Source organism: Desulfovibrio sp. GTC20076 (assembly GCF_055385905.1).
In genome coordinates this window covers 1696228-1708371 of the sequence record NZ_AP039366.1, presented here as the reverse complement: position 1 = coordinate 1708371, position 12144 = coordinate 1696228, and the positions used below count along the sequence as shown (strand labels likewise).

At 57.5% G+C, this 12144-nt stretch carries 11 protein-coding genes; 4 read left to right on the top strand and 7 right to left on the bottom strand.

Going from position 1 to position 12144, the window contains the following annotated elements:
- Window positions 1-421: 421 nt before the first annotated feature.
- Window positions 422-1444 (top strand): GGDEF domain-containing protein, encoded by a 1023-nt coding sequence (locus ACZ495_RS07495; protein WP_072311874.1) that lies wholly within the window; start codon window positions 422-424, stop codon window positions 1442-1444.
- A gap of 410 nt (window positions 1445-1854) precedes the next feature.
- Here the strand turns inward: ACZ495_RS07495 and ACZ495_RS07490 are convergent, their stop codons facing one another.
- The 4 genes from ACZ495_RS07490 to ACZ495_RS07475 form a co-directional block, all read right to left on the bottom strand.
- The gene (locus ACZ495_RS07490; RefSeq protein WP_072311875.1) at window positions 1855-2418 is read right to left on the bottom strand and encodes a tetratricopeptide repeat protein; all 564 of its coding nucleotides are present in this window, start codon (window positions 2416-2418) and stop codon (window positions 1855-1857) included.
- A 624-nt stretch (window positions 2419-3042) separates the two neighbouring features.
- Complete coding sequence (gene cmk, locus ACZ495_RS07485; protein WP_464261996.1) at window positions 3043-3735, bottom strand: (d)CMP kinase; 693 nt, start codon at window positions 3733-3735, stop codon at window positions 3043-3045.
- Complete coding sequence (hisC, locus tag ACZ495_RS07480) at window positions 3732-4892, bottom strand: histidinol-phosphate transaminase (protein ID WP_464261995.1); 1161 nt, start codon at window positions 4890-4892, stop codon at window positions 3732-3734. The genes cmk and hisC overlap by 4 nt, the downstream gene beginning before the upstream one ends.
- A 525-nt stretch (window positions 4893-5417) precedes the next feature.
- Window positions 5418-5858: a universal stress protein gene (locus ACZ495_RS07475; protein ID WP_012624395.1), complete on the bottom strand. Its 441-nt coding sequence runs from the start codon at window positions 5856-5858 to the stop codon at window positions 5418-5420.
- Between the two features lie 295 nt (window positions 5859-6153).
- Between ACZ495_RS07475 and ACZ495_RS07470 the strand changes: the two genes are divergently transcribed.
- Window positions 6154-6690, top strand: a complete 537-nt coding sequence (locus tag ACZ495_RS07470; RefSeq protein WP_012624396.1) for a hypothetical protein — start codon at window positions 6154-6156, stop codon at window positions 6688-6690.
- A 457-nt stretch (window positions 6691-7147) separates the two neighbouring features.
- Here the strand turns inward: ACZ495_RS07470 and ACZ495_RS07465 are convergent, their stop codons facing one another.
- From ACZ495_RS07465 to ACZ495_RS07455, 3 genes are all read right to left on the bottom strand, one after another.
- Window positions 7148-7678: a hypothetical protein gene (locus tag ACZ495_RS07465; protein ID WP_012624398.1), complete on the bottom strand. Its 531-nt coding sequence runs from the start codon at window positions 7676-7678 to the stop codon at window positions 7148-7150.
- Between the two features lie 242 nt (window positions 7679-7920).
- Window positions 7921-8118: a hypothetical protein gene (locus ACZ495_RS07460; protein ID WP_012624399.1), complete on the bottom strand. Its 198-nt coding sequence runs from the start codon at window positions 8116-8118 to the stop codon at window positions 7921-7923.
- Window positions 8119-8177: 59 nt separating this feature from the next.
- On the bottom strand, window positions 8178-8402 hold the full coding sequence (locus tag ACZ495_RS07455; RefSeq protein WP_012624400.1) for an SHOCT domain-containing protein: 225 nt from the start codon (window positions 8400-8402) through the stop codon (window positions 8178-8180).
- Between the two features lie 303 nt (window positions 8403-8705).
- Between ACZ495_RS07455 and ACZ495_RS07450 the strand changes: the two genes are divergently transcribed.
- Both ACZ495_RS07450 and ACZ495_RS07445 read left to right on the top strand, forming a co-directional pair.
- On the top strand, window positions 8706-10721 hold the full coding sequence (locus ACZ495_RS07450) for an ATP-binding protein (RefSeq protein WP_464261994.1): 2016 nt from the start codon (window positions 8706-8708) through the stop codon (window positions 10719-10721).
- A gap of 48 nt (window positions 10722-10769) precedes the next feature.
- Window positions 10770-12131: a sigma-54-dependent transcriptional regulator gene (locus ACZ495_RS07445; RefSeq protein WP_464261993.1), complete on the top strand. Its 1362-nt coding sequence runs from the start codon at window positions 10770-10772 to the stop codon at window positions 12129-12131.
- The last annotated feature ends 13 nt before the right edge of the window (window positions 12132-12144 follow it).

The following is a 12144-nucleotide window of genomic DNA, read 5'->3' as shown; positions in this document are numbered from 1 at the left end:
TGCAGCCGAAGCATGTTCGCCACGCGAGTACACATTGTTTCTGTGTTTCCATGTCACAGTCGCAGAGGTGTGTCCGGCACACCGGGTATTGCCCACGCAGCTTCGGGCGCGGATTTTTGCAGAAATTCGCGTGGAGCAGATAACTATTTTCAATGTTACCCATCTGCTAACCGCCATGACGAGCGTCTGACAGATGTGAGGCCATGTCCTCAAAGGTAATAATTCAAAATGATTGTGGCCCCCATACGTTGCGCGGCGTGGTTGCTGTGCCTTCGTGCCGAAGAGGTCCGGCAGCGCGCCGGAATGTTCGGGAGCCGCACGCCCGCCACTGGTTTGGCACTGCGCCTGTCCGCTGTGTCCGTGTTTCCGGTCCTGAGGGATATTCCCTCCGGCGGGTTCAAGATAACCGGTAGTAAATACTATGGATGATCCTGCGAATACCGGGGCCGCGCTCTCAGAGGACGTGGCCCTTGCGACCGAAGTTATAGGCCATGTGCATTCCATCCTGACCGGTGTTTCCGTCAGTGAAGGCCCCCTGCCTGACAGGCTGCGGCAACTGGAAGGGATGGAGAACCTGCACAATCTGATATGGGGTATACGCTCCCTCGCCCACAATCTGGGCAAGGGCGACCTGCATTACATGTCCAAGCAGCGGGGCTTTGTTATTGGTTCTCTCAAGGCCCTTCAGTCCGATCTGCGCCATCTTACGTGGCAGGCCCAGTGCATCGCCAAAGGCGAATACCAGCACAGGATCAACTTTTTGGGCGACTTTTCTACCGCATTCAACAAAATGGTGGAAGAACTGGACAAAAACGTTTCAGAACTGACCCGTCTTTCTCATAAATACAAGCAGCTTTCTTTTATAGACCCTCTTACCGGGCTGCTTAACCGTCGTGCATTCATGGTCAAGGCCGAAAAAACGCTGGAACTCCTTCGTGAGGAAGGGTTACCCGCCAGTGTTCTTCTTGCAGATATTGACCACTTCAAAGCCGTCAATGATACCTACGGGCATGCCTGCGGCGATGAGGTGCTCGTGCGCTTCAGCCGTTGCATCAGCTCTTTTTTGCGTGAACAGGATTTGTGCTGCCGCTACGGCGGTGAAGAGTTTGTCATACTTCTGGCGGGTGAAGAACTGGCAGAAGCATGCGAGCTGGGCGAAAAAATACGTTCGGCTGTGGAGCAGACCGTTATGGATGAAGCCGCCATGCTTCACTGCATCCAGGCCCGCTCCAGAGAGGGGCAGGCGTCCATCCCGCATCCCGTGCCCCTGCGGATAACTGTGAGCCTTGGCGTCAGCAGGCTGTGCCGGGACAATGTATCCTGCTCTCTCTTGCAACAGCTTGAAGCCGGCATCGCCGAGGCCGACAGATGCCTGTACCGGGCCAAGTACAATGGACGCAACTCTGTGGTGTGCCAGGATGCGCCCTCTTTTCTTCAGGAATAGCCTGCATGTTGCCCGCCGTGTTACGGCGCGCTGCACCCTCGTGCAGCGTTAGGGGTATTTAAATTTTCTTAACGCTAGCAATTAACGCTTCAAATGCTTGCTTGACGGTCGGCAAAGTCGTCCTGCAGTCATTTGCGACAAGGATTTTGAGACAAATCCTTGTAGAGCATTTCAAGTGTGAAATGCTCTACAATGCCTGCCGTGAAACTGCTAAAAATCCCTGAAGAAATCTTCAGGGATTTTTAGCTTTGTCTGCGTTGCCATATACGCCAACGGCATGATGCGCAGAGGGCAAGTAGTGCCGTGTTCCCCTGCGAAAAGATTTTCCGGCCCCCGGCACCTGCCAGGGGCCGGAAAATCATGTGGGGAGGGGAGTATGTTCTGGCAGCGGCCTGGCCCGGGGGCCATGGCTAGGCAGCCATGGTGTCGAAAAGTTCTTTAGCGCTGTTGTTCGCCGGGTTGGCGCCGAGCACAGCTTCAAGGTGGATGCGGGCCTCTTCTCCACGGCCGAGATAGATAAGGCAACCGGCCAGGGTTACGCGCACGGCCTCGGCTTCCACACCGGTATTCAGGGTGTCTTCCAGGTAGGGCAGCACGCTCTCGACGCAACCCAGCTGATAGGCTTCGCGCACAAGGCAGTTCAGCGCCACGATATTTTCAGCGTTCTTGTTGAGGGCGCGGGCAAAATTGTCAAAAGCTTCCTGATGCTGACCCTGTTCCATATGGATCAGGCCGATGCCGCACAGGGCTTTGTCGGTTTCTTCTACCGAGGCGGCTTTCTGGTAAAGCACCAGGGCCTTGTCCAGTTCAGCCCGCTGCACGGCCACAGTAGCCAGGCCCAGATAGGGGGCATCGCTCTGCGTGCTGCTGTTGGCAGCCTTGCGGTAGTATTCCTCGGCCTTGTCAAAGTCACCCATGAACAGGTAGCACTCGCCCAATTCTTTATTGATTTCGTAATCCAGCTGATTGCTCATATTTTCCTCCCCAACTGAGGCTGGTTTGTGCAAGGCGCTGTATGCGCCATTGGCTTGCCCAGTGTTATGCACTGCTCATGCCAAAATATAATTATGCAATAAAATCATGATGATATTTTTCAATGGGTAGGGTTTTTAAGTCGCATAGGCAAAGGCGTCCTGCCCCGAGCGCCAAAAGTCCGGCAACATCTGATGAAGAAGGGCAGGTTTTGCCGCTGCCTGGAATGGTTTACTAAATAAAACGAAAACCGCCTTTCGCTTTTGAGCAAAAGGCGGTTTCAGAATGTGGGATGAAGGTGTTTCAGGGTTGTCAGGCATTTCAACTCTGAGAATATATTTCTCAAAATTGAAGACAAGCTTGTTACGACGTGTAACAGCGTAAATAAATTATGCCTGCAACATTCACGGGCGACTGCTCACGCAGTTGCCAGAGCAGTTTAAGCATTATATTGCTTTAGCGGCGAGGGATATGCCTGCGTTGCGGCTCCACACAACACCATTCTGTCAACGGGCGGATTTTGACCGCTTGGCGGGTTGGCGATGGACAGCAAAAAACCGTTGCCGGTGCATTCTCTTGCAAGGCCCCGGGTATGCGCCAAAGGGGCCTTTTGAAGGAGAATGACTCTAGCCGCGCAGGCTCTGCGGTCCGCCATGCACACTGATATGATGCAGCATAACGCCGAGCACTCCCGAAATATCCAGATGGGAGGTGTCTACAATGAGGGCATCGGGAGCGGGGCGCAACGGAGCCACGGCGCGATTGCGGTCCAGAGCATCGCGCTGGCGTATCTGTTCCGTAAGGCTTGTCAGTTCGGCAGCTTCGCCTCTTTCTTCAAGATCGCGCAGGCGGCGCATGGCCCGTACTTCCGGGGCGGCATCAAGGAAAAACTTGAAGCGCGCATCGGGAAAAACCACGGTCCCCATATCCCGGCCTTCTGCTACAAGGGCAGAACTTTCGCCAATGGCGCGCTGCGTCTGGCGTAAGATATCGCGCACCACAGGCACTGTGGCTATGCGTGCGGCCAGCATCCCCACTTCTTCAGTGCGCACTTCGCCGCGCACAGCCACGCCGTTGCAGAACAGGGTAGACTGCTGCCCCATGCCTCCCAGGCTGAAGGTCCAGTGGGCGCAGCGGGTGCGCAATTCTTCTTCCGGCAGCTTTTCTGCTCCCGGTCCCAGCTTGAGAGCCATGCAGCGAAACATGGCCCCGGTATCCAGATAGGCAAGCCCCAGGCTTTCAGCCATGCGGCGGGCCAGGGTGGTTTTGCCTACTCCGGCAGGGCCGTCCAGCGTCACCACAGGCAGGCGCGCACTCATTTCAGCTCCTTGTTTTCAAGGCCGTTGGCGGCTCTGTGCTTTTCCAGCAAAATTGCGTCCATAGCGGCCAGAAAGGCCCTGTTTTCATCCTTGTTGCCCACGCTGACCCGCAAATGTTCCGGCAGGTTATAGCTTTTGAGCGGGCGTATGATAATGCCGCGCCGCAGCAGGGTCTCGAAACAGTCCTGAGCGCCAAGGGTGTTTTCCGGCAGTCTGAAGAGTACAAAGTTGGCCGCGCTGGGCCAGACCATGCAACCCAGTGCGGTCAGCCCTACAGTAAGGACATTGCGGCCCCGGCGTACGGTGTGCATGGTCGCGTCAAGAAAGGCCGTATCGGCAAGCGCCGCCAAAGCGGCTTCTTCTGCCAGAATGTTGACGGAAAAAGGCAGTCGCGCCCGCCACCAGAAGTCGGCCAGCCCCGGGGGCAGAATGCCGTAGCCCACGCGCAGTCCCGCCAGACCGAAGCTTTTGGAGAATGTGCGGAGAAATGCCGTGTTTTCCGGTAGGATACCACTGGCCAGCAGGGATGATTCCTGCTCATTTTCGGCAAAATCCATATAGGCTTCGTCCACAACCAGCAGGCAGCGGGGCGCGGTTTCCGCCAGACGGCGGGCCAGTTGCGCCACGGCTTCACGCGGGGGACAATAGCCGGAGGGATTATCGGGTGTGGTCACAAACACAAGGCGGGTGTTGTCGTCCACATGCGAAAGAAGGGCGTCAAAGTCAAAGGAAAAGTCGTCATTGAGAGGCTGCCGCCGCACCTCGACGCCGCCGATGCGTCCCTGAATGGGATAAATGCTGAAACAGGGGTCAAAGCATACGAGGTTGTGTATACCCGGTTCGGCCATGATGCGGATAAGCAGGTCTATGATCTCATCCGAACCGTTGCCAACGACCACGCGGGCAGGCTCAAGGCAGTGCCTGCGGGCCAGCGCCTCCACCAGACGGGGATTGCCGCCCTGGGGGTAGCGAAAGCCCATGTCGGCATGGCGTTGCACGGCCTGTATGGCCAGGGGCGGCATGCCCAGCGGGTTTTCGTTGCTGGCCATTTTGATGACCTGGGCAAGGCCGTATTTTTGCTGGATTTCAGCAATGGACAGGCCGGGAACATAGGCCTTGAGGGCAAGAATTTCCTGCCGCACGCTGATCTGAAACATGCTTTCTCCATTACCGGCATGGTGTACCCGGCAACAAGCGTTTAGTCTGACAGATTATTCGGGATGGAACAATGTCATCTCGAAGTTCCAGACAATGTCATCTTGAAACGGTTCCGGCGTCTGCGCAGGCAGACACCCGCCATGAAGGCGTAACGCGGCTTCATGCGTTGCCCGAAAGGCTGGCGCGGGTGAAGGCAGCAGCGCTATTATGTGTGCGCCCTAAAACTTTGGGAATATTTATCGCAAAATTCAAAAAATCCGTTGGCGAGGCCGGGCGATGGTGCCACTGTAGCCGCGCATGCCGCCTGTGAGGCTTGCCGTGGGGCGGGATGGCTTTCGGTAAAAATCCGCCTTTTCATCCGGCGGATCTCAGTGGGCCAAAAGCCGAAGCGGCCCGTATTTCTGTTTCGGGCCGCGCCCCTTTATGGAGACGCGGCCCGGGTGTGACATTCTGCGGCAACGATGCGCAGCACTGCCTTTTACTCACATCTTCTGCGTAAAGTCGGGGCAAAAGGCGTCGGCTGCCTAGCTGGGGCGCACTGTCAGCACGGGCATGTCGGCGTTTTTTACCACCTTTTCGGCTACCGAGCCGAAAAGAATGCGGTCAATGCCCTTGCGGCCGTGGGTTCCCATAACGATGACGTCTACTTTTTCCTCATTGGCGTGCGCCAGAATTTCTTCAGCCGCGTAGCCGATAAGAACCTTGCCCGTGGATTCGACCCCTGCGAAATTTTCGGCTACGAAAGATTCCATGGATTTTTCGGCGCCGGATACTATTTCGCCCACAAAGTTTTCGATGGTGTTGGGGGGCACATGAAAGCCCACATACTGACTCAGCGAAGGCGCAGTGTAAACAACCACAACGCTTGCGTTAAAGCCCTTCGCAAGCAGAACTGCATATTCGGCCACATCCTTGCTGTGTTCGGAGAGGTCTACCGCGCAAAGAATCTTTTTGATTTCCTTCATGGCAAGCTCCTGTTCCCCGTGGGATGCTAGGGTTAGTAAAGATACAGTCTCCGCAACCATGTTTTGCCGCCGTGCGGCGGTTTAAGGACTGCTGAGGGTAATCTTTGTGAAATTTTAGGTTTTTTTACAGCAATAGACAAGACATTTCGCAGGGCATATGTTTGGCGTGCGGAAAAATTTTCCTCTCCCGGTGCAAGGGGGATGCCGTAAAAACAGGCAATTAAGGCTGAAAGAGCCTTGGCAGCATTTTTGCATTAAATGCGGCAAAATGCGGAACGCCAACCCTGGAGGCGACATGAAGATCAATAATGAACAACTGGCAGCCCTGCTGCGCCAGCAGGAGCAGTCTGCCGGCACGGCTCATAAGCCCGCCGGGCAGGGTGCCGGTTTTGAGGCAGCCCTTGCCGAGCAGCTTGGGCTGGGCGGCGCAGGGGCCTTCCCTTCCGCCGGAGCCGTTTCCGGCGGGCAGGGCATGCAGGCGGCCCAGGCATCGCAGGCTTCCATGATAAGCCAGATGCTGCTGGGCGTTACCGGCGAAAACAACGACGTGGACCCGCATGAGGATGTATTGCGCGAGGCTTTTACCCAGGCTTCGGGTACTCTTGACATGTGGGACTCGTACGTCAACACCTTGGGCGATGCCGGCAGGGGAGGTTCCTTGCGCGAGGCATATGCCCTGTTGCAGGGAATTGACGGACAGGTAAGCGCCCTGAAAGAAAATACCGCGGGCCTGCGCGGGCAAAACCCCGGCCTGGATACCCTGGTGAACAATCTGGAGGTGCTTGCCGCCACAGAAAAGTTCAAATTCAACCGTGGTGATTATAACGTTTAGAAACGTCTGGAGTAGGTTGTCCTTGAAATACAGGATATTTCAAGGATGTTGCCCTGTCTGAAAGAAATCGTGTTTCCAGGCAGGCAGCCTGCCACGTTGCGGCGCGCCGTACCGCATGCGGCGCTACAGGACTGTTCTGGCTTTCTGCCTTGCAAATGAAAAGGCCGTGAATTTCAGGGATTCACGGCCTTTTCGTGCCTTGGAGTGTGGGTATGTTCTGCGTGTTCTGTTTCGGCCGGGGCGTCTTTTGCGGGTCGTTCAGCCCCGGCCGCATGGGGGAAGTCTGCTTCGGGAACATCAGCCTGGGAGGAGATGTCTTTCAGGAGAAGGGTTCATGGTCTCCACCGGAGGACGCGCAGGCAACTTGCGCTGTTCCGGCGGCGGGCGGCTGCTTGTAACAGCCGCCCGCGACTGGAGGGTTGGGTGTTGCAAGGTGGCTCTGATAAAAGGGGCTGCTTTAGTTCTGCTTGGTGTCAGGGGTAGCGGCATTCTGATCCATGGTGCCGTACATGCCGTGGCCCATCCCGTGACCCTGGCCGTGCATGCCGCGTCCCATGCCGCGTCCGCTCATGCCGGGGCAATCGCCCATCATGCCGCGTCCCATGCCGTGGGCGCCCATGTAGGGCAGGCCCTTGTCCTGCATCTGCTTGCGCATGGCGGCATCAAGCTGGTACAGCTTGCCGTCCACATCCTTCACTTCTTTCTGCAGGGCCTGAATCCTGGGGTCATCGGCCTTTACTCCCTGATAGAGCAGGGCATTGATCTCGGCCTGCTTGCCGTACTTCTGCTGCAGCAGGGGCTGCATCTTGGGGCCGAATTCCTTATGGATGCTGTCCATAGCGTTCATCTGTTCGGTGGTCATGCTCATGTGCGGACCCATGTGGGGACCGGAGGGGTTGCCGTGCTGGGCGCTGGCGATGCCGGCTGTGCCAAGCAGGGCCACAAGAGCGAGAGCCGCGGTGGTGGAAGCTATTTTGGATGTCTTCATGGTGGTATCCTTTATGATTTCGGTCTGAGCCGAGGGTTTTTATTTGCTTTGGGGCTGTGTTGAGCGCCTGTAAAGTCCGGGTAAATTCCGGGGGCCGTATGTGCCTTTTCTGTCGTGCAGGCCCGGCCCCCGATGGCCGCCGCAGCCGGACAGTGACGCCGCTGTTGCAGAATTTTTCTGCCAAGAACATATGTTTTTAGGGTGTCTCATGTGTTGTCCTTGGTTGGCGTCAGTTCCTGGGCTTACCGGCCCATGTGACCTCCGCCATGGGGACCGTGGGGACCGTACCCGCCGTGACCGTTGCCGTTGCCGCACCAGGGAGAGGCAATGCTGGAGCTTGCACCGGTCTGAGCCTGAGAGGGCAGGACGGTGAGGGCCATGACGAAAACAAAGGCCAGGGATGCTACCAGAATGGAAGGTTTGAAGGTTGTGGTTTTCATGATTTTCTCCTTGTCTTGTATATATTCGTGATCTTGATCCGTTTTTCTGAAAGAAGCGGTCAGATCACGTTTTTAAGCTTCTCGTATTCTTCCTGCGTTATTTCGCCGGATGCCAGGCGGTGTTTCAGTATGTTCAGCGAATCACGCCGGTCAAAGTTGCACCGTTTTCTGGTCAGCAGGCGGCTTATAAGGCAGACCGCCAGCACGAGCACTATGACTGTAAGAAACATTCCCAACCAGCCGCCGCCCCAGCCGAAAAAACTCTGAAAATAACAAGTATGCATTTTGTGTCCTCCCGGTGAGGCCGGGCGCGCCTGCACCCAGGCGGGGTGGCGCTGTCACCGGTTTGCGCTTCGCGCTGTCTTGGCTCTTATAAGGCAAAGGTCGTGCCAATATGACAAGTTTTATATAACATCAGTAATTATTATATGTTAACACAACGATATCTGTATTTGTCCTGACAGCCTTTTTTCATTGCTGTCCAATTTTTACTCACATCTGGCGGCGACTGTCCAATTTTTACCCCCGGACTTGACCGGGTGGGTAAAAAATACATAATACAGTCATCCTGCAACCAAGGAAGACCCATGAAAAGCAGAGTCTCAAGACTGTTTTCCGCCAGGGGCCTGCGCGCCCTGCATCTAGGCCTTTCACCCTGGATGGTGGTCGGCATGGCCATCATTCTCGGCCTTGCCATCACCGCGCTTGCGGTGCGCAGCAATCAGCGCGGCAAGACATATATGATACAGAATCTCATAGACAGGGCCGAAGCCCTCATCTGGGCCTTGGAAGCCGGCGCGCGCACAGGGCTGTGCACGCCTCTGGGCACGTTGGGTACAACTGACGGCCTTCAATCCTTGCTGACGGAAACCGCCAAGCAGCCCGGCATTGTTTTTATGGCTGTAGCCAGTGATGAAGGTAAAATGCTTGCCTACAGCGTGCCTGTGCGCAACAGGGACAGAAGCCGGCCAGAGCGCGAAAACGCATCTCCGCGAGAAATGACGGGCGTGCAGCCCGGTGAGCGGGCACTGGCCCTCATCATGCCCACCGGGGTGCAGGTAACAGAAAAGCCCACCTGGCGCATACGGCAGTGGAACGGAAAAAAAGTTTTTGAGGTTTACCGGGCTTTTGTGCCACTGGCTGATGTTCGGCCCATGCCCATGCCCATGCGCGGGCATGGGCAACATATGGGCCGCGGGCGCAGTATGGGCGGCGCAGGCATGCCGCATGGCCCCATGACCCTGAAAGATATGAGCCCGCCCGGTTCCATGCGGCCCATGCCGGAAGGCAGACACGGGGGCATGTCTTCCTCCGGACCAGGCGTCATGCCTGGCGGCGCCGAAGGGCAATGGCAGCAGGAGCAGGTCCGGCAGCCCATGGGCGTGGTGGTGATCGGGCTTGACCTCAAGCCTTTTGAAGCCGCGCTGGCAGCAGATTTACGCCACAATCTCACCTCGGCGGCCCTTCTTGCGGCCCTGGGGCTTGCCGGTTTTGTTTCCCTGTTCTGGGCGCACAACTACCGCCGTTCACGACGTATGTTGCGCGATTCCCGGGCCATGGCTTCGGAGGTCGTTGCCAATCTGCCTCTGGGGCTTCTCACCAGCGACCCTTACGGCAGGGTCGCCATGGTCAACGACACGGCCCTGAGCATGTTTGAACTGGACAGAAGTACAGCTGTGTACGCGCCCCTGACCGGCCTGCCCGGTCTGGACTGGAGCGCCCTTGTGGCGGAGCTGGCCAGCGGGCGAAAGGTGCTTGAGCGTGAGTGCGCGCTCACCACAGGCCGGGCGGGAGCCGTCATCAGCCTAAGTGCGGCATCCATGCACAATCAGGATGGCGTGTTTCTCGGCAACGTGTTCATCCTCAGGGACATAACCGAGGTCAAACGCCTGCAGGCCGACGCACAGCGCAACGACCGCCTGTCCGCCTTGGGGCATCTGGCGGCGGGTGTGGCGCACGAGGTGCGCAATCCCCTGAGCACCATCAAGGGGGTGGCCCTGTATATAGCCAAACGCATGTTGCCCGGCGGCCGGGAAGAAGAGGCCGCGCAACGCATGATTGACGAAGTGGACAGGCTCGACCGCGTGGTGTCTGAATTGCTGGAATTTGCCCGGCCCGGAGCCATCAATACGGCTGAAGCCGACCTTGCAGAAGTGATCGGCCGTGCGTTGAGGCTGGCAGAGGCTGATATGCGCTCACGGCATATTCATGTGGTTCTTGATGTGCCGCCGGGCCTGCCGCCAGTGCGCGTCAACACCGAGCGGCTTACCCAGGCCCTGCTGAATCTTTTTCTCAACGCTGCGCAGGCTATGGGGGAGGGCGGCGAACTGCGCGTGGACGCGCGACTCTGTTCCGGCGGGCAGACCTTCTGCATCACGGTGGCCGATAACGGACCAGGCATTGCCAGAGACATTCAGGCGGCCATTTTTACGCCCTATTTTACGACCAAGCCTTCAGGCACGGGCCTTGGCCTTGCCATTGTACACCAGATTGTGGAAGGCCACGGCGGCAATGTCAGCGTGACCTCTGCGCCTGGCCGGGGTACGGAATTTACCCTTGAACTGCCGGTGCGGGGCAGGGATGCTGCTCCGGCGGGCGGATAAATGTTCAGACAAAAACAACGGAATACTCAAGCTGCCGAGGAAGATGAAATGACTGCAAAAACGGCCGTAAAGCTGCTGGTGGTAGATGACGACCGCAATCACCGCGAAATGCTGCGCGCCCTGCTGGAAGAGTGGGGCTATGCCCCCGTCACCGTGGACAATGGCGAAGAAGCCGTGGCCCTGTGCCAGGAAAGCCCCTTTGACCTTATCCTCATGGACGTGCGCATGGGCGGCATGAGCGGCATTGAGGCCACCCGCGCCATCAAGGGGTATAATCCGGCCATTCCCGTGCTGATCATGACGGCCTACTCCGATGTGGCCAACGCTGTGGAGGCCCTCAAGGCCGGGGCTTACGACTATCTCACCAAGCCGCTGGCCTTTGACGCCCTCAAACTGGCTCTGGAACGCGCCCTTGACCATGCGAGCCTGCGGGACGAAGTGCGCGCCTTGCGGCATGAACTGGCGGCCAACGTGGATTCGCGCGATGTCATCGGTCAAAGCCCGGCCATGCGCCAGATGCTGGGTCTGGTTTCGGCCATTGCGCCCTCAGAAGCCACTGTGCTTATCACGGGTGAATCCGGCACGGGCAAGGAGGTTATCGCCAGGTTGATCCACGCCAACAGCGGCAGGAGCAAGGGGCCTTATGTGGCCGTCAACTGTGCCGCGCTGACAGAAACCCTGCTGGAATCCGAATTGTTCGGCCATGAAAAAGGCGCGTTCACCGGCGCGGAAAAACGTCGTGAAGGACGTTTTCTGGCGGCCAACAAAGGCACGATTTTTCTGGACGAAATCGGCGAAATCCCGCTGTCCATGCAGGTCAAGCTGTTGCGGGTGATCCAGGAGCGCGAACTGCAGCGTGTGGGGGGCGACCAGAACCTCAAGGTGGACGTGCGCATTCTGGCAGCTACCAATAAGGATCTGGCGCAGGAGGTGGACGAGGGGCGTTTTCGCCAAGACCTGTATTACCGCCTCAATGTGGTGGCCCTGCAATTGCCGCCCCTGCGCGACCGGCAGGAGGACATCCCCCTGCTGGCCATGCACTTTATGAAGCTTTTTGCCGAGCGCAACGGCAAAACGGTCAAGGGTTTTACCCCTGCCGCCATGGACAGGTTGCTCAAGCACAACTGGCCCGGCAATGTGCGTGAACTGGAAAATGCCGTGGAGCGGGCTGTGGTGCTGCTGGTGGGAGAATATATCAGCGAACGTGAACTGCCGCCCACCATTCTGGACGTGGAAGAGGAAAATACGCGTCCGGCGCGGCTGGATTTTGCCAACATGACGCTGGAAGAAATCGAGCGCCTGGCCGTGCAGGATACGCTTGAGCAGGTGGGCGGCAACAAGAGCGAGGCCGCGCGGCGTCTTGGCATCAACCGCAAGACGCTTTTATCGAAACTCGGGGATGGGAAGTAGCGGAGCGCTGCCG